We start from the raw sequence: 23,458 nt of genomic DNA, 5'->3' as shown, positions 1-23,458 counted from the left end.
CGCCATTGGGATCCCGCCATGGACCGCGAAAGCGCATTGCCCTTGGGCAAAAACGAAAAGGATGTTCCTCCCGACTGCCTGGACTTTCCCGTGGTGGGCATTGGCGCGTCCGCTGGCGGGATACAAGCCCTCGTTCAACTTTTCGAGGGCATGCCGCGCGACAGCGGCATGGCGTTCGTGGTTGTCGTGCATTTATCGCCCAAGCACGAAAGCCATGTCGACCAAATACTTCAGCGCGCCACGCGGATGCCGGTGGTCCAGGTCAGCGCTACTGTGCCTATCGAGAAAGGCCACGTGTATGTCATCTCGCCCGCAATGAGCCTGAAAATGAGTGACGGCCATTTGCAGGCGGTCGCCGGCCAATCTCGCGACAGCCCTGGTGTGATCGACGTATTTTTTCGAACGCTGGCCGACGCGCACGGAAGCCGTGCGGTTGCAATCGTCCTGTCGGGCACTGGCGCCGACGGTTCCCTGGGGATGGCGCGCATAAAAGAGCAGGGTGGCGTCAATCTGGTCCAGATTCCCAAAGAGGCCCAGTTCGACGGAATGCCATGCAGCGCCATCGAAAGCAATGTGGTCGACTTCGTGTTGCCCGTAGCCGATATGCCGCAGAAGCTGCTTGACCTTTGGCACAATGCCGACCGTATCGAGCTACCTAAAGGCGAAGACAGTTCCGTTCCCGCAAAGGCCCCCGCAAACTGGAGAAAGGCGCAAGAGGCCGAGGCGGCGCTGGTCGAAGTCCTGAAGCTGCTGTCGGTAAGTACCGGGCACGACTTCAAGCACTACAAGCGCGCAACGGTGCTTCGCCGCATCGAAAGACGCATGCAGGTCAATGGCGTCAGCGACATACCTCAATACCTGGCGCGCCTGCGGCAAAAGCCCGACGAAACCAAGGCATTGCTGGCCGACATGCTTATTGGCATTACGAACTTCTTTCGGGATCGCGAGGCTTTCGAGGCTTTGGAACGCGAAGTCATGCCCGCTGTCTTCGAACAGGCCCGCGGCGAAGGCCAGAAAGAAATACGGGTCTGGACAGTGGCCTGCTCCACCGGCGAAGAGGCTTACTCTGTAGCAATGGTAATGGCCGACGAGGCGCTGCGCCGGCAGTCAGGCGCAAGACTGCAGGTTTTCGCCACAGATGTGGACGAGCAGGCCATAGCCGAGGCCCGCCGAGGCGTATATCCCGAGGCCATCGTCACCGATGTGCCTCCGGCCTACCTGCGGCAATTTTTCAGTAAAGAGGCAAACCAGTACCACATAATAAAAAGAATTCGGGATATGGTCGTATTTGCTTCGCACAATATCTTAAGAGACCCGCCGTTTTCGCGTCTTCAACTAATAACGTGCCGGAATCTATTGATTTACCTTGACCGGCGCGCGCAGCAGCAGGTCTTGCGCCTGTTCCATTCGGTGCTGAACCCGGGTGGTTACCTGTTTCTCGGAACATCGGAAACAGTGGATGCGGCGGACAAGCTGTTCACGACAGTGGACAAGAAAAATCGTATCTATAGGGCTGCTCCGGTCGCCCGTGCGCTCCCCTCGCCTTTGATTGCCATGGGAAAAGGCATAACGCGCACCCCTCCTCCCCATATTCCGGACCGCCCCTTGCACGACGACAAGCCCGCCACATATTCTGCCCTGCATCAATTCGCCCTCGAAAAGTATGGGCCGCCTACGGTGCTTATGGACCAAAGCTTCCGCATGGTCCATGTGTCCCAGCGCGCCGGGCAATTCTTGCGCCATGTAAGCGGCGAACCTTCGCATAGCCTGTTGGCGCTTATCAAGCCCGAATTACGGGTAGACCTGCAGACGGCGGTACTGGAGGCCATAGAAACGGGCCGTCCGGTTCAAAGCCGCCGCCTGCCTTCGAAAGAAGCGCAGCGCGAAGTCAAGATTACCGTTTCGCCGTTTACCGTCGAGGGCACCGACGAACAATTATTGCTGGTAGTCTTCGAAGAATTCGCGTTATCGTCCATCCCACCCGCCGAAGTTCCGGCCGGCATGTCCAGCGACGCCATCATCAATCGGCTGGAAGCGGATAACCAGGCGTTGGGAAAACAGCTGCAGCATACGATTGAACGCTTTACACGCACTACCGACGAACTGAAGACCTCGAATGAGGAATTCCAGGCTATCAACGAAGAGCTGCGTTCGGCCACTGAAGAGTTGGAAACCAGCAAAGAAGAGCTCGAATCCATCAACGAAGAGCTCATCACCGTCAACGACGAGCTCAAGACCAAGGTCGAAGAAACCGGCAAAATCAACAGCGATTTGCAGAATTTGATTTCATCGAGCGATATCGCCACGATATTCGTAGATAGAAACATGAGGGTGAAGTGGTTTACCCCCAAAGCCGTTACGTTGTTCAGCCTGATCAACGAAGACCGGGGCCGCACGCTAAGCGACATTACGCACCGCCTTGATTATCCGACAATGATCGCCGACGCCAAGGAGTCTTTCGGCGCATTGCGCCACATTGAACACGAGGTGCGCAGCGTCGACAACCATTGGTACCTGGCCAAGATCCTGCCGTATCGCACAACTGAAGACCGGATAGAAGGGGCTGTGCTCAATTTCGTGGACATCACCGCCCGCAAGGTCGCCGAGCAACGCCTGCACGAAGGGCTGGAGCGCCTGCGTCTGGTGGCCGAAAGCACCAAGGACTACGCCATTATCACCATGGACGAAGCGGGGCATATTACCGGCTGGAACCTGGCGGCTGAAGTGATATTCGGGTATACGGCCAGCGAAGTCCAGGGGCAGTCGCTGGATCTCATATTCACGCCCGAGGACCGCGCAGAAGGCATACCCGCGCGCGAACTCCAGACCGCTCGCGAATACGGCCATGGGCAAGACGAGCGCTGGCATTTGCGCAAGGACGGTTCCCGGTTCTTTTGCAGCGGCGTCATATTCCCGATGATCGACGGCGCGCTGCGCGGCTATGCAAAAATCGCCCGCGACCTGACCGAGAAGCGCATCGAAGAAGAAGAACGGGAACTGAATCTGGAACGCTCCAAAGCCAACAATTTGTTGAAGGACGAATTCCTTGCGATCATGTCGCACGAGCTTCGCCACCCTTTGAACCTGATCGAGCTGAACATGGAGTTTCTGTCGCGCACGCCGGAATTGAAGGGTTCGCACAAGGCGATAAAAGCTATCGAAGCAGTCCACCGCTCGGTGCGCAGCCAGTCGCAAATCATCGCGGATTTGCTCGACTTTTCCCGCGTACAGACTGGCAAGCTGAAGCTCGAACGTTCGTTGATACGGCTGGCTCCGTCGGTACGCTCTATCGTCGAAGCAGTCAGCGCCCAGGCCTTGCAGGAACACATCACACTGCGGACCAAAGGCCTCGAAGAGGACGGCGAAGACGCGCTGATCGTGGACGGCGACGCGATGCGCATTGAACAAATTGTCTGGAACCTGTTGAACAACGCCGTCAAGTTCACGCCTTCCGGGGGAACCATTACCGTCGCCTTGGCGCGCGAACGCAATGAAGCCCGTCTTGACGTGACCGACACCGGCATCGGCATAGCCGCCGACTCGCTGGAAAAAGTATTCACTATGTTCGGCCAGATCGAGCGGCAAGTCGGCCGGCGCCGCCAACATGGGCTGGGCATAGGCCTGGCGCTGGTCGACCAACTGGCCCGGGCGCATGGCGGCCGGGTATCGGCCGCTTCCAAAGGCGAAGGCCATGGATCGACGTTCAGCCTTTGGCTGCCTTTGGCAGACGGCGCCGATCAAGAGGACTCTAAAGAATCCATGCAAATGTCTATGAAAAGGCTACAAGGGCTACGGGTGTTGCTTGTTGACGACTCCGAAGAAATTCTGGAAATGCTTGGCACCTTGTGCGAAATGGAAGGCGTCGATGTGGCTACCGCCCTGCATGGGCAGGCGGCGCTTGACCTGCTGGCAGAAAAGGATTTCGACATTCTTATTTCGGATATCGGCATGCCCGCCATGGACGGATATGAGTTGTTAAAGAGGCTGCGCAAAAGCGCACGCAACGCGGACATCCCGGCCGTAGCATTGTCCGGATACGGAAGAAGCGAGAAAGCGGCGGCGGCAGGTTTCACCGAGCAGTTGTACAAGCCGGTTCCAATGAACGAACTGCTCGACATGCTGGCCGCGCTGGCCGAAAAGAAAAAGTGAAGCGCCTTTTTCAGCCGATGCTTTTTTGTGATGCAGGTTGTGCCGTGCCCGTCAGATATTGAAGGCCGCATAAACGGCCGCGTCCAATTCTTGCCTGGATACAGGTCAACGCCGTTTGCGCGGCTTGGGTTCGACGCCCACGCGAGGGTCGCGCGCCAGCACCAGGGCCGTCATTCTTTCGGCAATGGCTTCAAAGTCTGGATGCTCTTGCGCAATGTAAAGCCACTTGCCCAGCACGGGGTGCGGGCCTAGGGCCGGCATCTCTTCTATAAGCGGCGCGTGGCGTTCGTGCGACGTGCATACCAGCAGGCCGCTCCAGGGTGCGCCGCGGTCGGCGATGACCAGGCACAGCAGGCCGTCGATGTAGGCGGCATTGCAGCCGAACATCCGGGTTTCGATATAGCTCGAATCGCGCTCCAGAGCCTCGAATATCCAGGCCAGCGCGTGGCGGCGGCGGGCGTGTGGCGCGGTTTGGAAGATAGACTCTGGATTGACCATATGCGCCTCAGGCCAGGCTGCGGACCTTCGCCTCGAGTTCGGCCTTCAGGCCTTCGGGCATGGGCAGGCGGCGTGCAAGCTCGTCCAGATAGGCTCGTTCCATATAGCTTTGCTCGTCGATGACAAGCAGGCTGGCCAGATAGACCTCGGCGGCGATTTCAGGAGTGCTGGCAAGCGCAGCGGCATCGGCCGGGTCTACGGGCTTGGCCAACTGGGCTTCGAACCACGCCAGGTCTTGCGGGTGGCTGCTGAGCTTGGCGATCTCTGCGTCCAGCAGTTGCCGTTCTTCCACGCCAATATGTCCGTCGGCTTTCGAGGCGGCAATCATGGCTGCAAGGATAATGCGTGAATGTTCTTCCAGTTGGCTTGCCGGCAGGGCGGGTGGTGAATTGGCCGGAGCGGCCGCCGCATTTTGCCCCGCCGCTGCAGCCGGTTGGCCGGAAGACTGTTGTTGCCAGTCCTGATAAGTCTTGAGCGCCAAAGCGCCCAGCGCCGCCGCACCGCCGTAGGCGGCAAACTTGCCGCCCATTTTGCGCATTTTCTTATTGCCCAGCAACAGCCCCAATGCGCCGCCCGCCAATGCGCCGCCGCCAAAGCCTCCTAGCTTGGAAGCCAAGCCGTCGTTTTGCTTGACGCCGGAAGCGGCGCCCTGGACCAGGCCCTGGCCGGATTGAAGGACTTGTTGCAATAACTGCTGAATGGACATAGATAAGACCTTGAGTAAAGTAATTACATAATGTAAACCGCAGGGCCGTACCGGCTGCGTTCACGACATGTATTGCAGACCATGGCGCCGGCAATAGGTTCCCCCATTGCACGCTGCCGGTAGTATTATCGCAGCCATGCCAGAACACGAACCGCCAGCCAGACCCCGTTGTGCCCGCTGTGCAAGGCCGGCGTCGCATTGTCTGTGCGCCTATATTACCGTGGTGCCGAACCGCACTCGTATCTTGATACTGCAGCATCCGGACGAAAAAAAGCACCCCCTGAATACAGCACGGCTGGCCGTGTTGGGATTGCAGCGCGCCGAATTGCTGGTTGGCGAACATTTTCCGCAACTAAGCGGGATTATTGCGGCGGCTGGCTCCGCCAGCCTGTTGTTCCCGGCCAAGGATGGGGCCCAGTTGCAGCCGCTGGCCGCCACCCCGCAGGGCATGCCGGCACTGCTTATCGTGCCAGACGGCACCTGGCGCAAGGCGCGCAAGATCGTTTATGCGAACCCCGTGCTCGGCGCTTTGCCGCATATCAGCCTGCCCGCGGGTGAACCTTCCCGATACCGTGTGCGCAAAGCGCGCGAACCGGCCGCGGTGTCCACCATAGAGGCCATAGTCCGTACATTGTCCATACTGGAGCCCGAGCATGATTTCGAGCCGGTGCTGAAGCCGTTCGAAGTTCTTGTCGAACAGCAGATCGAGGCCATGGGCGCGCAACTATACCAGCGTCATTATCCGGCTTGAAGGGCACGCGGCCTCCGCGCGGCTGCGCCCAAGGCAAGAAGCAAGAAGCAAAAAAGCCCGGCCGCAAACTTGGATTCTTGCGGCCGGGCTTGCTGCCGTGCGGCTACGCTAGCGGTCGGCTGGCTTGAAGCCGTTGCGGTTGGGCATTTCTACCTTGGCCAGCGAGTCCTGGTCCAGGGTGGCGTCTTGCGGAACAATATTCGCCTTGGACAATATATACGCCGTAACCGCGTAAACGTCGTCGTTGGACATGCTGTTGGGCGAGGTGAACGGCATGGCCCGCTTGATATAGTCGAACAAGGTTGTTGCGTAGGGCCAGTAGCTTTCCACTGTTTTAATGGCTGGTCCGGAGTCGGTCTTCTTGGCCAGCGTGCCGCGCCCGCCGATAAGCCGGTCGCCTATGCCGCCCTCCAGTTTGGCTCCGTGGCAGGCAAGGCACTGCTGCATGTAGATTTTTTCGCCTTGCATCACTGTGCCCGAGCCCTTGGGCAAGCCGCGGCCGTCGGGCAAGGGCGAAACGAATTGCTTGAGATCGTCTGCACTGGCGTTGCTGCCGAACCCATAATGATGGGGGGATTCCGTTGCGGCGGATGCCGAGGGCGCGCCGGAGGTTTGCGCCCAAGCGGCGCCGCCCGCACAGGCCAGGCCCGCCGCCAGGGCAACAAGCGTTTGCTTAGTAATGATGGACATTTGACACCTCCCCGCTGGCAGCGACTTTCCAACTTTGAATACCGTTCAGGTGGTAAACCGACGACAGGCCGCGCTCGTCGACCAGCGCCTTGATGGTGGGCTGGACATAGCCCGTGTCATCAGTGCAGCGGCTTTGCAATATGGCTTCTTTGCCGTCCCATTCCCAGGGCAGGGTGAAGCGGGTGTGGCAAATAGGCAATACCGGCCCGTGCAGCGTCGCATCGCGCCAACTCTTTCCGCCGTCGACTGATACCTCGACGCGCTTTATCGAGCCGCGCCCCGACCAGGCCAGGCCGGAGATCTCGTAGAAGCCGGGCTTTTGCAGCAGCATTTCGCCGGATGGGTAGGTAATGACCGACTTGGCCTCCATCAGGAAGGAAAACTGCAGCGCGGTGCCGTCCGGCATCAGGTCCGTGTATTTCGAGGTTTCTTCGCGCGTCATGAAAGGCATGTCGGAAACCTCCAGGCGGCGCAGCCACTTGATCGACATATTGCCTTCATACCCCGACACGAACAGGCGTATTGGATAGCCTTGTTCCGGCCGGATCGCTTCGCCGTTCTGGCCATAGGCCAGCAAGCAGTCCTTCATGGCTTTTTCAATGGGAATGCTGCGCGTCATGACGGCCGCGTCGCCGCCTTCAGCCAGCAGCCATTTGGCCCCGGGCTTCAGCCCCGCCTCATTAAGGATGGTGGACAAGGGTACGCCGACCCATTCAGAAGTGGATGTAAGGCCATGAGTGCCCTGCACCGTTTTAAGCGTGGGCTTTGCCCATTCGGTAAGGCCGTTGCCCGAGCACTCCAGGAACATCAGCCGCGACAGCGCCGGAAAGCGCTTGAGGTCGGCCATGGAGAACTTCTTGGCCTGCTTGACCATGCCGTGCACATATAGCATGTGCTTGGACGGGTCGATGGTGGCTATGCCGCCATGATGCCGTTCGTAGTGCAGGCCCGAGGGCGTGACCATGCCTATGCTGTTTTGCAGGGGGGTGAAGCTCCAGGAGGATTCGGTGGTCTTGGTGGGGTAGCGCGTACGTACTTCGGTTTCGAACTGGGAGCGCAAGCCGTAGCCGCCATCGTCGACCGCCACGCCAACCCCCTGGACCTTGGTGGCGTCGGGCGGAACCGTACGTTCCTTGGCGCCGGGGGTCGCCGCGGCGGCCATGCCAGGCACGCCGGCGGTGCCAACGGCCGCCATGGCGCCCAGCATGAACCGCCTGCGGGCGGGCGCGGCCTGCGCCTGAGCTTGCGGTTCCGAGCCCCGATAGTAGGGCGAAGCGGGGTCGCGCTGTTCTGCCTCCAGAAATTGGCGTTCCTGCTCTTGCAGGGCTTCGGGGCTATGGGGTTTGGGTAAGGCGGGGTCACTGCTTGCTAAGTTTTTCATACACCGCTCCGTAAAGTACAACCGGCTGACAAGTGGAAAAAAGCGTTGATCAGTGCAGTCCTGCGTGGCAGGATGCGTTGCCGTGCGCAACGCATACCGCAAATAGTACAGATGTGATGCAAGTAACTCAAGCAGATCCGCTGAACAGCGGTAGGGCGGTATCGTCGCTTTGGGCTCGATGCCGGCGCGGTGGCGCCAGCCTATGCTAAATTGCAGCGGGGCTCCAAGCGCGACGGGGTCCCAGGTACTCCGTTGGCCCGGAGCGATATCTATGGAAGCGGCAGCCATCATCCTGGCAAGGTTCACATATCTTTTACATAGGAAGCGGTATGCAACGACTCGAATCGGATAGCGGGCAGCCTTCACGGTATGCACCATTCAGGCATGTGCACTCAGCCACTTGCGGCTGCCAGTGTGCAAGCCCCGTGGTCCGGGCGCTGCATCGGCGCGTGTCTGCTGATCTGACGCGCCGTATGTTTCTTGGTGGCATGGCGGCCGCGGTATTGCCATTCCTGGGCTTTAAATCAGACAGCGCGTTTGCGCAGCAGGCAAAAGAATCTAAGCGCCCAATACTTCTGACCAACCTGCGCTTATTCGACGGAATCACAAGCGTCGTGCAGAAGGGCAGGAATATTCGGATAGAGGGCAACAAAGTCGTCGATCTTCCAGCAGCGGGCGAGCTCCCGGGCGACGTGGAGATCATCGACTGCGGCGGGCGGCTGGCCATGCCGGGGCTGATAGACGCGCATTGGCATTCAACCTTGTGCGGTCTGTCGCAAATGCAGGCGATGACGGCGGACGTGCCCTATATTCATTTGTTGGCCGCACACGAAGCGCAGCGCACCTTGATGCGCGGATTCACCACCACGCGCGACGCGGGCGGTCCCAGCTTTGCGCTGAAGCGGGCGATCGATGAAGGCATCGCCCACGGGCCGCGCATCTATCCGTCGGGCGCCATGATCACGCAAACCTCGGGCCATGGCGATTTCCGGATGCGCTACGAGATTCCGCGCGCTGATGGCGACATCACGCATACCATGCGCGCCGGCATGTCGTCGATAGCCGACGGCGAATCCGAAGTGCTGCGCCGGGCGCGTGAAGAACTGATGCTGGGGGCGTCCCAGATAAAGTTGATGGGGGGAGGAGGCGTGACCTCGCCCTATGATCCTCTGGACAGCGTGCAATTCACCGAGGCGGAACTGCGCGCAGGCGTGGCCGCGGCAAGCGACTGGGGCACCTATGTGATGGTGCACGTCTATACCGCCAAAGGCATTGAGCGGGCGGTTCGGGCCGGCGTGCAGTCCATCGAACATGGGCAACTGGCCGACGAAGAAGTCGTCCGTATGATGGCGGACAAAGGCATCTGGTGGAGCTTGCAGCCCTTCCTGGCGGATGAGGACGCGAACAAGCTGGCTGATCCGGCAGCCAGGGCGAATCAAGTGCGAGTGGCCGAAGGAACGGTGAGGGCCTATGAAATGGCCCAGAAGTTCAACGTGCAGACTGCCTGGGGCACCGATATTCTGTTTACTCCCCAGAACCTGCCGCATCAGGGGCGCATGCTGGCCAAGCTGACACGTTTTTACCAACCGCTTGATTTATTGCGGATGGCCACCGGCCAGAATGGCCAGTTGCTGATGATGTCGGGATTGCGCAATCCGTATGAGGGCGCATTGGGCACCATTGCTGCCGGTTCGCTGGCCGATATCCTGATAGCCGACGGGGATCCTGCGGTGAACCTTGATTTTCTGACCGATCCGGACGCGAATCTTCGCTTGATCATGAAAGACGGCAAGATATACAAAAGCACACTGGCTTGATTGTATTGCTCGACCCGCACATCTCGTGCGCCGGGCGGTAGTCTTCAGCCTAACGAGGCCGCTGCATTTTGCGGGCGCTCGAAAAACGCCTGGTTGTCGGCCATGGACCTGGCCGCTACGCGCAGCAATGCCGCTTCCTGGCGCGACTCGCGGGCAAGCTGCGTGGCCGCCAGTTCAAGAGCCCGCACGACACGTTGCGGTTCTTGCCGGACATTGCTTATGCGCCGCAGCGTGGCTTGAAGGCGCCGGGCCGTCGCGGGCGTTATGTCGGGTTCGTGCAGCAACTGCTGCGCTCGCAAGGCGACGTCGCCCAGGTCCAATACGGCCAGGCTGCCGCCCAATGCCGAGATCCTGTGTTCGCCGGCTTTATCGATCCAGCGCACCAGCTTCAGCAGGCGGTGGTAAAGCCTTCTGCGCAAGACCTCCTGGCGGGCCGGCGCGATATGGTCGGAAGCCATGCCTTGCAGTTCACGCAGCATCACGCCTATGAGCGTGTTCATGCGGTTTCTGGCGGTGGGCGGGTAGATAAGCCGGAAGGCCACATAGGCCACCACCGGCGCAAGCAAGACCGCGATGGCATTGCCCAGCGAGCCCGCGAATGTGCCGCTTAAAGGGTAAACCGGCTGCAGCAGAATCAGCATGATCATGTTGTAGTCATAGCTGCTTGCCATCGTGCGCCGGTACCCGGCCACCAGACCGCCGGAAAGAATGAAGGGCATCATCAGCAAGACCATGCCAAGCTCGCTTTGAGCGAAAGGCCAGACCAGCCAGTGGCAAGCCAGGGCGGCAATCACGCCCAGCACCTGGCCCCTAAGGACCACGGTACGCATCATCTTTGCGGGATTGTCGAAGGCCGAGAAGATCGAGATCATCACCGAGGCGCCGATCATCATGTAAGGGCCGCCGCTCCAGCCTGTCGTCACCCAGATCAAGCCGATGATAAGAATGGTGACGGCCGCACGCAGCATGGCTTGCGCGGCACCAACCCAGTCCAGGTGCAGCACGGCGGCACGGGGGCGGACCGGTGTTTGCGTATCGGGGGCGCTGAACAAGCCTTCCAGCGCCGCCTGCAAATTGCGTAGCGCATCGTTCAATGAGGTCTGGCCGGCCGAGAGCTCGATCGCCCGCGCCATGGCCGAAGGCGTCGACGGCAAAGGATCGGACGAGCGCAGCGCAAGCGCGGCCCGCTTCAATTGGGCCGCCAGGACTTCGTCGGGCTGAACGGTCTGGTTGCGTTTCAGCCAAAGCAGCGCCGAGACCTGCGACGACAGCATCGCGCGTAACGGGCGTATTGACTGGCGCGCCCGCACCGAGCCCGTGCCCAGCGGGTCCAGCGACTCGTCGATGTCGGCAATTTCCGACAGCATGGCCTCGGTTGCATGCGCCGGCTGTGCTGGTTCGCCGCTAAGCCTTTTTGCCATATGGTCGAGAATATCGCCCGAAAGCTGCCGCAGTCTTTCGGCAACGGGCACAGTTGTTTGCCATTGCGCATAGAACCAGCCCACAGCCAGGGCCGCCACGACCCCAAGCAGGGCCGTCAGCAAGCGGTCTGCGCCCAGGCTGAACAGATGGTCGGGGCTGGGTGTGCCCAGCATTGCCACCATGACGGCCGAGTAACCCGCCAGCATCGTGCCGTAGGACACGAAGCTGCGCTGTAAATTCCCCAGGCCCGAACAAAGCCCCAGCCAGACAGCCAGGCCAATGACCAGCCACCAAGGCTGCTGGCCCACCAGGGCAACCAGCAGCACGCCCACAAGCGTGCCGACGATGGTTCCGAGAATACGGAAAAAGCTCTTCTCCATCATGTGGTCGCGCACAGGCATCGAGGCCGCCCATACCGTCATCCCCGCCCAATGCGGATGCTCCAGCCCCAGCAGCCATGCCACCAGCACCGCCAGGCAGCAGGCCAGCGCGGTACGCAACGTAAATTGCAGCCGCGCGGTGTCGAACCCCCATCTGGCAAGCAATGGCGCAAGCTTCATGGCTTGCCGTCCTTGCCGTCGAGGATAGGCTGAATGCGCTTGCCGATAAGGTCAAAGGCCTTCAGTATGGACTCGATGTCGCCATCGCCAAGATCGGCCAGAATCTCGGTCTCGACTCGGACCAGGATCTTGCGGATCTGCGCCACCGATGCGCGCCCCGCGTCCGTAAGAAAAATCAGCTTGGCGCGGCGGTCCGTTTCGTCGGAGCGCCTTTCGATCAACCCGCCTTCCTGCAGGATATCCAGCAGCCGCACCAGGCTTGGTTCACGCAGCCCCAGCCGCAAAGCCAGGTCTTTTTGCTGAATGCCGTCGCCGGCGTCATGCAGGCGAACCAAAGGCGCCCAGGTGGCGTCGGTCAGGCCGGTCCGCGCCAGGCTGTAGTCCAGCGCCCGCCGCCAGCGCCGGGCCAGTTCAACGAATTGAACACCGAAACGTTCGCGGGCAGGGGAAGGGCGTCGGGTGCGGGACATTGGGTTTGCCTCAATATAGTTAGTATCCTAATTATATCAAGTGCATGACGCTGCGTCCATCAGTTGACCGCGGTCAGGCTAAATTCGCTGTGTCGTACACTCACAGTTTCGACCGCAACGGGCAAGCCACGCTTCATGGATTCAAGGATAAGGACTGTAGTACCGGTATACGCATCGCTTGTCATGATCTGGGCGCTGACCCCTCTGGCCATTGTCTGGAGCGTTGCGGAGATCCCCAAGTTCTGGTCGCTAGTGCTGCGCTTCTGCTTGGCCGCGCCAATTATCGCCGTCGTCTTGGCGACACTTAGAGTCAAGCTGCCCCTTACCCCAACAGCCTTGCACAGCTACCTGGCGGGCTCCTTCAGCCTTATCGTTTCGCAAACCTTTACCTACCAGGCTACCAGCTATCTTTCGTCGGGCATGATAGCGCTGATGTTCGGCTTTGCGCCTGTCGTGGCCGGCCTGATAGCCTACATCCTGTACAGGCAAAGGCTTTCGGGCATCCAGTGGCTGGGAATGGCGATAGCCATTCTGGGCCTGTACATGAACACCATGGCCGACGGGCAAGCCAGGCCGGACCTTATTGGACTGGTACTGATGTTTTGCGCCATCTTGACCTATGCCGCATCCATCTTCTGGGTGAAGCATATCAACGCCCGCATCGCGCCCATCGCGCAAGCCTCGGGTTCGATATTCGTGTCGGCGACCATAGCCCTGTGCTTTCTGCCGTTCATCTGGGCGGACATTCCCCATGCCATGCCCGGGCCAAGATCGATGCTGGCCATCGGCTACCTGGTGCTGGCCTCTTCGGTGGTGGGCATGTTCTGCTACTTCAAGCTTATGCAAAACGTCTCGGCCACCACGCTTTCGCTTGCAACCGTGCTGACGCCCATGCTTGCCATAGGCTTTGGCATCTTGCTTAACGACGAACCATTCCGCATCAATATCATCATCGGCACCGTGCTGGTGATTACGGGGCTATTGTTTTATTTTTATCGCGACCTTCAAAAGCTTTTCGTGTCGTGACTCATCCTGCTGTGCAGGCCGCCATTTACAGCTTGGCCATCGGCCGCTAATGGTTCAACGCGCCGAATTTCTGGACATATATATCGCGGGCCCAGTCGATGAAGACGCGAACGCGCGGCGAGAGTTGGCGATGGAACGGATAGAGGGCGCAGACGGGTAAATCGGGGCAAGCCCATTCTGTCAAAACCCGGACCAGCCTGCCAGCTGCCAGGTGCTCTTCCAACCGGAAACGCGGCACCTGGATCAGCCCACAGCCAGCCAGGGCAGCGCTTGTATAGCATTCGGCATCATTGACGGACATCCAGCCGCTGGCCTTGAACTCCTGAACGCTTCCGTCTACCGTGACTGAAAACGGATAGCGGTAATCGCTGCCGCGAGAAAAAAAGCCGATGCCCTGATGCCGCTCCAGGTCGCGCGGATGCTGCGGCGTTCCGTAGCGCGCCAGGTATTCGGGACTGGCGCATATGATTTGCGGCATGTTGGCCAATTTTTTGACGATAAGCGATGAATCACGCGGTTGGCCGGCGCGAACCACACAATCGACATCTTCTTTGATCAAGTCGACCAGGCGGTCACCGCTGCTGATAACGACATCGATTTGCGGGTAGTTCTTCCTGAATTCGCCGATGCGCGGCAGAATGATTGCAGTTGCGTGGGCTCCATGTAAATCCAGCCGCAGCGTCCCGCGGGGACTGGCGACATGGGTGCTTAAGGATGTCTCCGCGTCTTCCAGTTCCGCCAAGACCCGCTTGCTGCGTTCGTAGAACGCCTGTCCGTCCAGCGTGGGCTTGACCTGGCGCGTGGTGCGATCCAATAGGCGAGCCCCCAGCCGTTTCTCTAACTGCTTGATGGCATGCGTTGCCGTTGCGCGCGGAACATTCAGCACACTTGCCGCTTGGGTAAAGCTGCCAAGCTCGACGATGCGGGTAAAGAGCTGCAAAGCATCGAAACGGTCCATGGCAACCCAATTGTTGATGATTATTGAATTAAGAAGCCAATTTCACATCATTTATTCATAAATCGTCAAGTGTCATCATATCTTCCTGTCATCTCTTCTCTATAGGAGTCAACATGAACGCTCGCAATCCTTCTTCGATACCGTCATCTGTGCCGACCGCCATCGTCACCGGAGCCGCCAGAGGTATCGGCCGCGCCATTTCGCTACGCCTGGCCGCTGACGGCTTCAAAGTCGTTGTGAATTATTCCGGCAATTCCGCCAAGGCCCAGGAGGTTGTTGCTGCCATCCATGCCGAGGGCGGGCAGGCCATTGCGGTGCAGGCGGACGTGTCCAAAACCGAAGACGTGCAACGGCTATTTTCGACGGCGCTCGACGCCTTCGGAACCATCAATGCCGTCGTGCACAGCGCCGGCATAATGCCCTTGGCGCCGATAGCGCCTGAAAGCATCGAAGCCTTCGACCGCAGCATTGCTACCAATTTGCGTGGTGCATTCCTGGTGTTGGGCCATGCCGGACGGCACGTGGCGGCGGGCGGACGGATCGTCGCCATTTCGACAAGCGTGATCGCCAAATCCTTTCCTCAGTACGGGGCCTATATCGCCTCCAAGGCTGGTGTAGAGGGCCTAGTGCGCGTGTTGGCCAACGAACTGCGGGGCCGGGACATCACTGTCAATGCGGTAGCGCCGGGCCCGGTTGCCACGGAGTTGTTTCTGGAAGGCAAAACCGAAGAGCAGATCTTGCAGATGGCAAACATGGTCCCGCTGGAGCGCCTGGGGCAGCCCGACGATATCGCCCGCGTCGTGTCGTTCCTGCTAAGCGACGATGGCGCGTGGGTCAATGCCCAGGTGGTCCGCGCCAATGGCGGGTTTGCTTGAGTACGCAGTGCAGACCCGGTTCGAAGCAAAGCTGCGCCGCCGGCGAAATCCAGACCTTCAAAAGCTTTCCGTGTCGTGACTCATCCAGCTATGCAGGCCTTCGACCCAAGTTTCCGCGGGAAGGCCCAGCGTTGCGCGTATTTCCGCGGCGCGCGCATACAAGTCGTCAAAATCCACCGACGGCGACTGCTTGAATGCAATGGCCACCATGTTGCCGTCATGCACTTCAGGCAGCCACGCCACCGCGTCGAAGGCATTCGCCATCATCTGGATATGATGCAGATGATCCGGCCAGTCGCAATACAAATTCACCGTCATCATCCCCTTGGCGGTCAGGCAGTTGGCGCAGGCGGCATAGAACGCGTCGGTGCTTAGCAAGGGGCCTTTGGCCTGCGCATCGTACAAATCAACTTGCAGAACGTCGATTGAACGCCGCCGCGAGAAGTCCATTACATAATCCAGGGCATTCATGTTCAGCACGCTTAGGCGCTCATCATCAGGCGGCAGCGCGAAGTGGCTGCGGCAGACGTCGACGACTTCGGCATCAAGCTCGACCGCGGTGACCTTGGCCGGCGCCAGGCGGCGGTAGCAGAACTTCGTCAGCGCCGCCGCGCCCAGGCCCAGTTGCGCAATATGCGCGGCTTCGCCGCGAAACAGCAGCCACATCATCATTTGCTGGACATACTCCAGTTCAATATCGTCCGGCTGGTCGATGCGCATGGCGCCCTGTACGGCAGCCGAGCCAAAATGCAGCGTGCGCACGCCGTCGTTGTCAAGGGTGTTCAGCATGATTTCAATGAAAGAATCGGAAGTGTCTCAAGGTGTTTGTCGATTGCCTCTCTTACGGCGCCATCAATCGGCAAGTGCATTTTCTCGCTGGTCCAGCGTTGCAAGAACAGGGCAATGGTTTCTTGTGTGGTGTTCATGACATTGGTTAATGTGCGCCGCGACGTTCTATGAACGCATCAGCGCTAATATGAAAGCGCTCGACCAAGGCGGCAATCTGACGTGTGTTGGGCATTCTGCGGCCTGCCAGAATTTCGGATATCACACTTTGCCTACCTTCCGCGTTCGCACGGGAACTTACGTTCTCTGCAAGGTCAATAGTAACAATATCCCGCAGGGGGTTTAGACTTTAACCAAGGTAGAGCGACGCCAACAGATTCGGTTGAATTTGAATAATTGAGGAGCAATTATGAAAGTCTATGAAGCCATTGCCCGCGGATTGTCGGACCTGGGTTGTACGGAGCTGTTTGGAGTGCTTGGAGACGGTTGTGTGTACGTCATCGACAGCTTTCGCCGTGACTGCAACGGGCATTATGTAGCGGCAGTTCATGAGGGCGGTGCCGTGTTGATGGCACAAGGTTGGGCGCGTGTGGCCGGGAAGGTTGGTGTGGCTGCGGTTACCCACGGTCCCGGGTTGACGAACACCATCACGGCGCTGGTCGAAGGCGTCAAGGCAGGCACCTCCATGGTGCTGCTTGTCGGTGATACCCCGGTGATCGACCGCGAACACGCCCAGAACGTAAACCAGCCGGGGCTGGTGGCAGAGACGGGCGCAGGCTTCGAGATGCTGCGCGGCCCAGAAACCGTGGCCGAGGATTTGGCGCGTGCGTTTTATCGCGCGCACTGCGAGCATCGACCAATCGTGTTCAACATGCCGGTGGAGTTCCAATGGCAGGAAGTCGAATACCAGAAACCCTACCTGCGTCTGCCCGAGACGCGCAGCGCCATTGCAAGCAGCAAGGACATGGACGACGCCATCGGCATCATCGCCTCGTCGCACCTGCCGGTCGTTATCGCCGGGCGCGGGGTGAACGACCCGGAAGCCGAGGCTGCAGTATTGCGTTTTGCGCGTCGCATCGAGGCGCCAGTGGCAACCTCGGCGCGTGGAAAAGGTCTTTTTAACGATGATCCATTCCACCTCGGTATCTCCGGAACCGTTGCCCATGAGGTGGCACTGGACGTCATTGGCCGCAGCGACTGCTTGATCGCGTTTGGCGCCAGCCTGAACAAATACACATCGGGAGAGCGGGGCCTGACCCGCGGCAAGCGCATTATCCAGATCAACCCGCTGGCGAGCGAACTCGGACGCTGGACGCCAGTGACCGTCGGCCTGGTCGGTGATCCTGGCTTGACGGCCGATGCCATGGTCAAGTGGTTGGACGAAGCCGAGATCCCTGGCTCTGGCGCGCGCAGCGATCACCTGCTCGAGGAACTCAAGACCTATCACAAGAACGCGCAGAAGAAACTCGTGCGTTCGACGCCAGCCGGAACCGTCGACCTTTACGAGGTGGCCTTCGCACTGGAAGAGGCGCTGCCGAAGGACCGTGTGTTCGTCACCGGCTCCGGGCGTTTCATGTTCGCGTTCTGGAACGTGATTTCGGTGCCGAATCCGCGCTCTTATGTCGACGGCAACGGCTTCTCCTCCATCGGTCTTGGCGAGGCCACTGCCATGGGCGCCGCCAGAGCGGCCGGAGACCGGCCGACCCTGCTTGTAACCGGTGATGGCGGCTTCATGCTTAGCGGCCTTAGCGAACTGGCCACTGCCGTGGCCGAGCAGCTGGACCTGGTGGTGATCGTCGCCAACGATGGCAGCTACGGCGCAGAGCACATTGCCCTGACCATGCACAACATGGACCCGGGCATATCGCTGCTGCCGTCGCGTGATTTCGCACGCATCGCCGAGGCTTTCGGCTGCAATGCGTTGACCGTGACCAGCAGCGCCGAACTGCAGGCCGCGATGGCCGCTGTGGCCGCGCGCGACCGCAAGCGGCCATTGGTAATAGACGTCAAGATCGACGCCGCGTCCGTATATGGTGGGACCGCCATAGCGCGCCCGTAGCGCTGCACACATACCTGCGAGAAGCGCATATCAACCCCCTCACCGAGGCCAGATAACGACTACCTTGCCGCAGGACGATGGCACGTATAATGCTGGCCTATGAATCCTTCTACCCTTATTGGTATCGTCGCAAGCGTGCTCCTGCTGGGTGCGGTGCTGGTCTTTTCCGCCGAGGACGCCAGCACGTTCGTCGACATGCCCAGCCTGGGCATTGTGGTGATTGGCACCCTGGCGGCAACCTTCATCAGTTATCCGCTTAGGGAAGTGCTGCGCGTCTTCCGCTTGATTGGAACCGTGCTGCGCAACGAACGTCTGCATACCGAGCAGGATATCGACGACCTCATTTCCATTTCCCGGCTATGGATGAATGACGACATCCGCAAGGTCGAGAGCGCATTGGAAAACGTTTCCAATCCCTTCCTTAAAACCGGCGTGCAGTTGGTTATCGACAATGCGCCCGAACAAGACATCGTTGATCTTATGCAATGGCGCGTATCTCGGCTGCGTGCCCGGGAGCGCGCGGAAGCGCAACTGTTTCGGACAATGGCCGGCTTTGCGCCAGCGTTCGGCATGCTGGGAACGCTGGTGGGGCTGGTGAATCTGCTTTTCCTGCTGGGGGACGGCGATATGGCCGCCATCGGCCAGCAGATGGCGCTGGCCTTGATGACGACCTTCTACGGTATTTTGTTCGCCAACTTGCTTCTGAAGCCTGTGGCGGTCAAGCTAGAACGGCGCACCGAACAGCGCGTGATCGTCATGAGCATGATCATGCAAGGCATTTCCATGATGTGCAAAAAACGTAGCCCTTCCTTAATGCGCGCGACCCTGAACTCCTTCATGGAAGAGCATGAAGACGACATCAACGACCACCAGGGCAGGCGGGCCAAACAGCAACAGACCCAGCCGGCAAGAATGGCGCGGGCAGGGCTCCGATCGAAGCCCAAGGCCAAGTCGCAGACCAGGCAAGCATGAGCGTGCTGCATCAGAACAAGTGGTATGTCGAGCCGGTGCCCGATGAAGAAACCGAAGGTTGGTTATTAAACTACCTGGATTTGATTACCTTGTTGCTGGTGCTGCTTGTGGTTATGCTGGCTTTATCGGGGCAGGCGACCAAACAGCCACCTGCATTGGCGACATCCAGCCAGCTACCGGCTCATGACGGTTCATTGCCGGGCGAGCCCGCACCCGACGTTCTTCAGGCTATTCCAGCGCCCGAGACGCCGGTGCACGCTACGCCTGCCATCGATTCACTGACCCCGGCGTCCTTTGAAGACGACTCATTGCCGGCCGTAGTTGCGAATACCGAGTTGGGACCGCCGACCTCGGCGCCTAGCTTGGCCGACCCAGATGTCCAGCAAGCCACTCCTTTCGTCGATCCACCCTCTTACTTCCTGGCCGCGACAGACTCAGATGCCGTCTTGTCGCAGGTCATAGAAGTTGCGGGAAGCGCGCCGGCACCCATCGCTTCGACGCCCGCCGCACCCGAGCCGGCGACGGAAGGTATGGACTTGCTGGCATTGCCCGAACTAGGCGACGACATCGAGATCATCCGCAAGAAGGAATCCATCAGCTTTCGGATCAACAGCGAGATCCTGTACAGCTCCGCCAAAGCCGACCTTAGCCTGGAAGGCCTTGCAGTTCTGCAGAAGCTCCTTCCCGTACTTAAAAGCACCGAGTATTCCATTACCGTCGAAGGCCATACCGACGCCTTGCCTATACGCAGAGGGCAATATCCTTCCAATTGGGAGCTGTCGGGCGCCCGGGCCGGCAGAGTGGTTCGATACCTGGTGGCCAACGGCGTACAGAGCACGCGCCTGAGCGCCATTGGCTATGCCGATACCCGGGCTCTGGCCAGTAACAACACCGAGCAAGGCCGAGCAAGCAATCGGCGTGTGGAAATTGTTCTGGAACAGCCGGCAAAGCCCGCGGCACATTAATGGGGTAGGGCTTTGATTTGGCGTGGTGCCGCTAATTCCTGTATGCCACCCAGCCTTTGAATGTAAAGGCGGCGTAGTAAAGTTCCACCTGAGAGAACCCCGCCTCGTGCAGGGCCGAGACGTCCTGCTCGGGCGAAAGGACAGGCAATCGCTCCTTCATGGCCTGGATATTCAGACCGGGCTGCACGCCGCCGATCTCAAACGCTGCGGCATAGGCAGCGAAGCGCGCGAGCCACTTGTCTTTGCCCGCGTCATCGTTTGGGAAGCTGTGGTGGACGGTCACGAGAGGAGCGCCGGGTTTGAGCCGCCGATATAACTCTTTCAAAGTGCGAGCCCGCTCTTCCTGCGCAAGGAAGTGCAGCGTCAGAAGGCAGGTCGCACCATCGAAAGGACCTTCGGGCGCGTCTTCGATATAGCCTTCGTGAAGCCTGATGCGGTCTGCGAAGTCGCTCGCGGTGATGCGTGCTTGATCGAGCATCTGCGTGGAAGGATCAACGCCGTCGAAGTGCCAGCCTGGATGCATTCCGGCTAGGGCACGCAGTTCCAGTCCGCCGCCAGCGCCCAAAACGAGCACGCGGCCATCGGCCGGCACCTTCTCCGCAAGCAGTAAACCCACCATCCGATGGAGATCGTGCAGGCCGGGCACATTGCGTTCCGCCATTTTCGCGTAGGAATCGATGGTCTTTGGATCAGAGAAGGGCGACATTCTGGTTTCCCGTCACACGCTTGCGTCAGGCCACACCAGCGAACGGTGCAGTTGCATGCCGGCCATCGCCCCATTCGGCGGGCAGCCTGGCTTGGTGGACCGACATCGGGCCCTGACAAGCAGCAGGGCCGCGGCCATTCCCGCATAGCTGCCTTCGATAACGATTACATCATAGAACATGGTCAATTCCTTTTTGCGTTTCGGCTCTGCTCATGCCGCCGTGCAAAATCAGCGGCCAGATCGGCGAGGGTGATCTCCGAGAACCGCGCCAGCAACAGAGCCTCGGCGTCGGCAAATGCATTTTCAAGTGCTGCATTCACGGACTGCTCCACCAGGCAGCCCGGTGACTCGTTGCGGTTGCCAATGGCAAAGATGGCTGGTTCGCCTAGGGCCTCGTGCAACTGGCGAAGGGTAATGGTTGACAGGTCCGCGTTGATGCGCCATCCGCCGGCATGGCCGCGATCCGATGTCACCAGCCCCGCCTTTCGTAAATACGCCATCGTGCGTCGAACGACGACCGGGTTGGTGCCTAGACACTGGGCCAAGGCGTCGGAGGTCATGGCCCCATCTTGCTCGGCCATATGGAGCAAAGCGTGCAGGACGGATGAAAGACGGCTATCACGTTTCATGTAACTTATGATGTTCTATTTGGTGTTGGTTGTCAAGTCGCGCGACTGGGCGAGCATAACCATACGCTGAGCCTAGCTCAGGTCCAGACTGCCACGACAACGCTCGGGTACCGTTATCGTGTTGTTGGTGAATTCGTATGTGTCATTAGTTAAGCCAGTTTATTAACGAGTCTCCTGATTAACGGTCGTCAAAAGCTCTGCTAGGGTGATGCACGATATCCGCATCCTCAGTGGGTCAGTATTACATCGGCGCATAACATTTATATGCATGATGAACTCTGTGGCTGGGAAGTGGCTGGAAAGGTAAGTATCGTCTTGATTATCTAGACGATACGGCGATTATCAAACATATTCGCCGCATTTAATGCGGTGTTTGTGACGCGCTTTCACCATCAATTCTCCACCGGAAAGGTGCTGCTGAGCTTGCGCCTGGTGCACTTAATGTAGTAACATGTCTACATTTTCCGTGTTCGCCGAGGTGCCGCTATGACTGTCACGACCATATCAAGCCGCGAGTTCAACCAAGGGGCGAGTGAGGCAAAGCGAGCCGCTAATAATGGGCCGGTGTTCATCACTGATCGAGGTCGGCCGGCTCATGTGCTTATGAGCATCGAGCTTTACCAGCGTATTACCGGAAGCCACAAGAAGATTGCTGATTTGCTGGCAATGCCGGGTATCGCTGACGCTGATTTTGAGACACCTCGCTCGCGTGACCTTGCGAAACCCGTGGACTTCTCCTGATGTTCCTTCTTGATACCAATGTGGTCTCGGAGCTGCGCAAAATTCGCCTTGGCCGAGCCGATAAAAATGTGGCGCAGTGGGCCGACAGTGTTGATGCCGTAGATCTCTACTTGTCGGCAATCACCGTGCAGGAGCTAGAACTCGGCGTATTACTGGTTGAGCGTCGCGACTCCGCACAAGGTGCTATTTTTCGGACCTGGCTCGAGAGCCATGTTTTGCCAGCCTTCGCCGGTCGCATCCTGCCGGTTGATACGGCAGTCGCGCAGCGTTGCGCAGCGCTTCATGTACCAGACCCAGGTCCAGCTATGGATAGCTTGATTGCCGCAACAGCACTCGTTCATGGCATGATTTTAGTAACGCGAAACGTGGCTGATTTTCAATCATCTGGGGTGACGATTCTCAATCCATGGGCGGTACGATAGAGACCAACGTCCCAATGAATAAAAACGAGCAGGGAGCCGTAAGCTGGCTTAGGGCATCTTCCCAACCCGATGAGGGGGCGTTGACCGCGAAGAGCTGGCACACAGATAGCCGAGGCTGCGCGGCAGCGTGCCGCGTCGGCTCTTTTGGAACCGGATTGCCTGAAGTGGTGGACAGGACTGTCGGCATATCAACTGCTTTGTGATGCAAGGGGGAGCGTCGCAATAGTCAGAAAGCGGTCAGCTTCGCTGAAGCTGTTTTGGAACGTAGCTCTATTCGGAAACCGTTCGGCCTTTAGCGCGACTTCAGTTCTTGCCCATGCGCTTGAGGGTTGCTACTTGGCGACGAGAAAGATCACTTTGTTCAAGCTTTTTAACCAGGTAGCATATGTGCCGATTCTTTATTTCTTGGTAATCAAGGGTCAGCAGAAATTCATAGGCTTCTCCCTCATTAGAAACGAGCGAGTCGATGTCGTGCGCTACATCCATATCATGAACACAATATTTCTTGATATGGTTACTCAGCTCTGGAGAATCGTGAAACCATTCGCCGTGGGAGTGATACTTTCTGAACATGAATTGCAGTTCATTTTCGGTCTTTTTATTTCCGGGACATGCGCCAATAAATACCAACCTGTCTGGCGACCCAGTTTGAAGAGCTCTTATTCGACTATGGAGGAAACCCGTCGTAAAACCGATTTTTATACGTCGAGTTTGCTCGCCCTGGACAAAGTAAATCATGGTTCGTGTGCCTGAGTTAAGTGTTGTGGCAAGTAATATAGTTGAATCACACCGGGTTTTGAGGAGGCTTCATTTCTTGAGAGAATGGAGCCATGAGCAAGAACAATAAGTTTTCCCCTGAGGTACGTGAACGCGCG

23 protein-coding genes are annotated in these 23,458 nt (G+C 58.8%); 10 read left to right on the top strand and 13 right to left on the bottom strand.

Translation table 11 applies throughout. The annotated features are described in order from the left end of the window. Nucleotides 1–18: 18 nt before the first annotated feature. Complete coding sequence (locus DFR37_RS19500; RefSeq protein WP_113934862.1) at nucleotides 19–4,149, top strand: CheR family methyltransferase; 4,131 nt, start codon at nucleotides 19–21, stop codon at nucleotides 4,147–4,149. A 105-nt stretch (nucleotides 4,150–4,254) separates the two neighbouring features. On the opposite strand, the gene DFR37_RS19495 is transcribed toward DFR37_RS19500, so the two are convergent. Both DFR37_RS19495 and DFR37_RS19490 read right to left on the bottom strand, forming a co-directional pair. Then, nucleotides 4,255–4,647, bottom strand: a complete 393-nt coding sequence (locus tag DFR37_RS19495; protein WP_113934861.1) for a hypothetical protein — start codon at nucleotides 4,645–4,647, stop codon at nucleotides 4,255–4,257. Nucleotides 4,648–4,654: 7 nt separating this feature from the next. After that, nucleotides 4,655–5,353 (bottom strand): tellurite resistance TerB family protein, encoded by a 699-nt coding sequence (locus tag DFR37_RS19490; RefSeq protein ID WP_113934860.1) that lies wholly within the window; start codon nucleotides 5,351–5,353, stop codon nucleotides 4,655–4,657. Nucleotides 5,354–5,489: 136 nt separating this feature from the next. On the opposite strand from DFR37_RS19490, the gene DFR37_RS19485 reads away from it, so the two are divergent. Further along, on the top strand, nucleotides 5,490–6,104 hold the full coding sequence (locus tag DFR37_RS19485) for a tRNA-uridine aminocarboxypropyltransferase (protein ID WP_113934859.1): 615 nt from the start codon (nucleotides 5,490–5,492) through the stop codon (nucleotides 6,102–6,104). A 108-nt stretch (nucleotides 6,105–6,212) separates the two neighbouring features. On the opposite strand, the gene DFR37_RS19480 is transcribed toward DFR37_RS19485, so the two are convergent. Further along, nucleotides 6,213–6,794: a c-type cytochrome gene (locus DFR37_RS19480; RefSeq protein ID WP_113934858.1), complete on the bottom strand. Its 582-nt coding sequence runs from the start codon at nucleotides 6,792–6,794 to the stop codon at nucleotides 6,213–6,215. Continuing rightward, complete coding sequence (soxC, locus tag DFR37_RS19475; RefSeq protein WP_211317300.1) at nucleotides 6,778–8,001, bottom strand: sulfite dehydrogenase; 1,224 nt, start codon at nucleotides 7,999–8,001, stop codon at nucleotides 6,778–6,780. The genes DFR37_RS19480 and soxC overlap by 17 nt, the downstream gene beginning before the upstream one ends. 503 nt (nucleotides 8,002–8,504) lie before the next feature. On the opposite strand from soxC, the gene DFR37_RS19470 reads away from it, so the two are divergent. Then, the gene (locus tag DFR37_RS19470) at nucleotides 8,505–9,992 is read left to right on the top strand and encodes a metal-dependent hydrolase family protein (protein ID WP_113934857.1); all 1,488 of its coding nucleotides are present in this window, start codon (nucleotides 8,505–8,507) and stop codon (nucleotides 9,990–9,992) included. Nucleotides 9,993–10,036: 44 nt separating this feature from the next. Here DFR37_RS19470 and DFR37_RS19465 read toward each other — a convergent pair whose 3' ends face one another. Then, the gene (locus tag DFR37_RS19465) at nucleotides 10,037–11,974 is read right to left on the bottom strand and encodes an FUSC family protein (protein WP_113934856.1); all 1,938 of its coding nucleotides are present in this window, start codon (nucleotides 11,972–11,974) and stop codon (nucleotides 10,037–10,039) included. Beyond that, entirely contained in the window at nucleotides 11,971–12,444 is a 474-nt protein-coding gene (locus DFR37_RS19460; protein ID WP_113934855.1) for a MarR family winged helix-turn-helix transcriptional regulator, read from the bottom strand. The genes DFR37_RS19465 and DFR37_RS19460 overlap by 4 nt, the downstream gene beginning before the upstream one ends. 183 nt (nucleotides 12,445–12,627) lie before the next feature. On the opposite strand from DFR37_RS19460, the gene DFR37_RS19455 reads away from it, so the two are divergent. Continuing rightward, nucleotides 12,628–13,470 (top strand): DMT family transporter, encoded by an 843-nt coding sequence (locus DFR37_RS19455; protein ID WP_211317292.1) that lies wholly within the window; start codon nucleotides 12,628–12,630, stop codon nucleotides 13,468–13,470. Between the two features lie 46 nt (nucleotides 13,471–13,516). Here DFR37_RS19455 and DFR37_RS19450 read toward each other — a convergent pair whose 3' ends face one another. Then, entirely contained in the window at nucleotides 13,517–14,428 is a 912-nt protein-coding gene (locus DFR37_RS19450; RefSeq protein WP_113934853.1) for a LysR family transcriptional regulator, read from the bottom strand. 113 nt (nucleotides 14,429–14,541) lie between these two features. Here DFR37_RS19450 and DFR37_RS19445 point away from each other — a divergent pair, with 113 nt between their 5' ends. Next, a complete protein-coding gene (locus DFR37_RS19445) occupies nucleotides 14,542–15,303 on the top strand; it encodes an SDR family oxidoreductase (protein ID WP_113934852.1) in 762 nt (253 codons plus the stop codon). A gap of 57 nt (nucleotides 15,304–15,360) precedes the next feature. On the opposite strand, the gene DFR37_RS19440 is transcribed toward DFR37_RS19445, so the two are convergent. Continuing rightward, nucleotides 15,361–16,092 carry a spermine/spermidine synthase domain-containing protein gene (locus DFR37_RS19440; protein ID WP_113934851.1) on the bottom strand — a complete coding sequence of 244 codons (732 nt, stop codon included), beginning with the start codon at nucleotides 16,090–16,092 and terminating at the stop codon, nucleotides 15,361–15,363. Beyond that, nucleotides 16,086–16,229: a hypothetical protein gene (locus DFR37_RS23080; protein ID WP_170139958.1), complete on the bottom strand. Its 144-nt coding sequence runs from the start codon at nucleotides 16,227–16,229 to the stop codon at nucleotides 16,086–16,088. The genes DFR37_RS19440 and DFR37_RS23080 overlap by 7 nt, the downstream gene beginning before the upstream one ends. A 269-nt stretch (nucleotides 16,230–16,498) precedes the next feature. Here DFR37_RS23080 and DFR37_RS19435 point away from each other — a divergent pair, with 269 nt between their 5' ends. From DFR37_RS19435 to DFR37_RS23360, 3 genes are all read left to right on the top strand, one after another. Then, nucleotides 16,499–18,148, top strand: coding sequence for a thiamine pyrophosphate-binding protein (locus DFR37_RS19435; protein ID WP_113934850.1), 1,650 nt, complete (start codon nucleotides 16,499–16,501; stop codon nucleotides 18,146–18,148). 99 nt (nucleotides 18,149–18,247) lie between these two features. After that, nucleotides 18,248–19,120 carry a motility protein A gene (locus tag DFR37_RS19430; protein WP_113934849.1) on the top strand — a complete coding sequence of 291 codons (873 nt, stop codon included), beginning with the start codon at nucleotides 18,248–18,250 and terminating at the stop codon, nucleotides 19,118–19,120. Beyond that, nucleotides 19,117–20,085, top strand: coding sequence for an OmpA/MotB family protein (locus DFR37_RS23360; protein WP_242341917.1), 969 nt, complete (start codon nucleotides 19,117–19,119; stop codon nucleotides 20,083–20,085). The genes DFR37_RS19430 and DFR37_RS23360 overlap by 4 nt, the downstream gene beginning before the upstream one ends. Before the next feature lie 31 nt (nucleotides 20,086–20,116). Here the strand turns inward: DFR37_RS23360 and DFR37_RS19415 are convergent, their stop codons facing one another. Genes DFR37_RS19415 through DFR37_RS19410 form a run of 3 tightly spaced genes read right to left on the bottom strand, consistent with a single transcriptional unit; the run spans nucleotide 20,117 to nucleotide 21,420 of the window. After that, nucleotides 20,117–20,791, bottom strand: a complete 675-nt coding sequence (locus DFR37_RS19415; protein ID WP_113934848.1) for a class I SAM-dependent methyltransferase — start codon at nucleotides 20,789–20,791, stop codon at nucleotides 20,117–20,119. Between the two features lie 12 nt (nucleotides 20,792–20,803). Further along, a complete protein-coding gene (locus DFR37_RS23075; protein ID WP_170139957.1) occupies nucleotides 20,804–20,971 on the bottom strand; it encodes a hypothetical protein in 168 nt (55 codons plus the stop codon). Nucleotides 20,972–20,973: 2 nt separating this feature from the next. Beyond that, nucleotides 20,974–21,420 carry an Rrf2 family transcriptional regulator gene (locus DFR37_RS19410; RefSeq protein WP_113934847.1) on the bottom strand — a complete coding sequence of 149 codons (447 nt, stop codon included), beginning with the start codon at nucleotides 21,418–21,420 and terminating at the stop codon, nucleotides 20,974–20,976. 486 nt (nucleotides 21,421–21,906) lie between these two features. Between DFR37_RS19410 and DFR37_RS19405 the strand changes: the two genes are divergently transcribed. Then, the gene (locus tag DFR37_RS19405; RefSeq protein WP_113934846.1) at nucleotides 21,907–22,161 is read left to right on the top strand and encodes a type II toxin-antitoxin system Phd/YefM family antitoxin; all 255 of its coding nucleotides are present in this window, start codon (nucleotides 21,907–21,909) and stop codon (nucleotides 22,159–22,161) included. Further along, complete coding sequence (locus DFR37_RS19400) at nucleotides 22,158–22,583, top strand: type II toxin-antitoxin system VapC family toxin (RefSeq protein WP_211317298.1); 426 nt, start codon at nucleotides 22,158–22,160, stop codon at nucleotides 22,581–22,583. The genes DFR37_RS19405 and DFR37_RS19400 overlap by 4 nt, the downstream gene beginning before the upstream one ends. A 303-nt stretch (nucleotides 22,584–22,886) precedes the next feature. Here the strand turns inward: DFR37_RS19400 and DFR37_RS19395 are convergent, their stop codons facing one another. After that, the gene (locus DFR37_RS19395) at nucleotides 22,887–23,321 is read right to left on the bottom strand and encodes a GIY-YIG nuclease family protein (RefSeq protein WP_113934844.1); all 435 of its coding nucleotides are present in this window, start codon (nucleotides 23,319–23,321) and stop codon (nucleotides 22,887–22,889) included. Nucleotides 23,322–23,458 lie beyond the last annotated feature (137 nt).

The organism is Eoetvoesiella caeni (genome assembly GCF_003315175.1).
Lineage (GTDB): Bacteria > Pseudomonadota > Gammaproteobacteria > Burkholderiales > Burkholderiaceae_B > Eoetvoesia > Eoetvoesia caeni.
This window is presented reverse-complemented; position numbering and strand designations above follow the sequence as displayed.

Coding starts and splice junctions, on each gene's coding strand:
- DFR37_RS19500 (WP_113934862.1), top strand. CDS start 19: ATGGACCGCGAAAGCGCATTGCCCTTGGGCAAAAACGAAAAGGATGTT.
- DFR37_RS19495 (WP_113934861.1), bottom strand. CDS start 4,647: ATGGTCAATCCAGAGTCTATCTTCCAAACCGCGCCACACGCCCGCCGC.
- DFR37_RS19490 (WP_113934860.1), bottom strand. CDS start 5,353: ATGTCCATTCAGCAGTTATTGCAACAAGTCCTTCAATCCGGCCAGGGC.
- DFR37_RS19485 (WP_113934859.1), top strand. CDS start 5,490: ATGCCAGAACACGAACCGCCAGCCAGACCCCGTTGTGCCCGCTGTGCA.
- DFR37_RS19480 (WP_113934858.1), bottom strand. CDS start 6,794: ATGTCCATCATTACTAAGCAAACGCTTGTTGCCCTGGCGGCGGGCCTG.
- soxC (WP_211317300.1), bottom strand. CDS start 8,001: ATGCTGGGCGCCATGGCGGCCGTTGGCACCGCCGGCGTGCCTGGCATG.
- DFR37_RS19470 (WP_113934857.1), top strand. CDS start 8,505: ATGCAACGACTCGAATCGGATAGCGGGCAGCCTTCACGGTATGCACCA.
- DFR37_RS19465 (WP_113934856.1), bottom strand. CDS start 11,974: ATGAAGCTTGCGCCATTGCTTGCCAGATGGGGGTTCGACACCGCGCGG.
- DFR37_RS19460 (WP_113934855.1), bottom strand. CDS start 12,444: ATGTCCCGCACCCGACGCCCTTCCCCTGCCCGCGAACGTTTCGGTGTT.
- DFR37_RS19455 (WP_211317292.1), top strand. CDS start 12,628: ATGATCTGGGCGCTGACCCCTCTGGCCATTGTCTGGAGCGTTGCGGAG.
- DFR37_RS19450 (WP_113934853.1), bottom strand. CDS start 14,428: ATGGACCGTTTCGATGCTTTGCAGCTCTTTACCCGCATCGTCGAGCTT.
- DFR37_RS19445 (WP_113934852.1), top strand. CDS start 14,542: ATGAACGCTCGCAATCCTTCTTCGATACCGTCATCTGTGCCGACCGCC.
- DFR37_RS19440 (WP_113934851.1), bottom strand. CDS start 16,092: ATGCTGAACACCCTTGACAACGACGGCGTGCGCACGCTGCATTTTGGC.
- DFR37_RS23080 (WP_170139958.1), bottom strand. CDS start 16,229: ATGAACACCACACAAGAAACCATTGCCCTGTTCTTGCAACGCTGGACC.
- DFR37_RS19435 (WP_113934850.1), top strand. CDS start 16,499: ATGAAAGTCTATGAAGCCATTGCCCGCGGATTGTCGGACCTGGGTTGT.
- DFR37_RS19430 (WP_113934849.1), top strand. CDS start 18,248: ATGAATCCTTCTACCCTTATTGGTATCGTCGCAAGCGTGCTCCTGCTG.
- DFR37_RS23360 (WP_242341917.1), top strand. CDS start 19,117: ATGAGCGTGCTGCATCAGAACAAGTGGTATGTCGAGCCGGTGCCCGAT.
- DFR37_RS19415 (WP_113934848.1), bottom strand. CDS start 20,791: ATGTCGCCCTTCTCTGATCCAAAGACCATCGATTCCTACGCGAAAATG.
- DFR37_RS23075 (WP_170139957.1), bottom strand. CDS start 20,971: ATGTTCTATGATGTAATCGTTATCGAAGGCAGCTATGCGGGAATGGCC.
- DFR37_RS19410 (WP_113934847.1), bottom strand. CDS start 21,420: ATGAAACGTGATAGCCGTCTTTCATCCGTCCTGCACGCTTTGCTCCAT.
- DFR37_RS19405 (WP_113934846.1), top strand. CDS start 21,907: ATGACTGTCACGACCATATCAAGCCGCGAGTTCAACCAAGGGGCGAGT.
- DFR37_RS19395 (WP_113934844.1), bottom strand. CDS start 23,321: ATGATTTACTTTGTCCAGGGCGAGCAAACTCGACGTATAAAAATCGGT.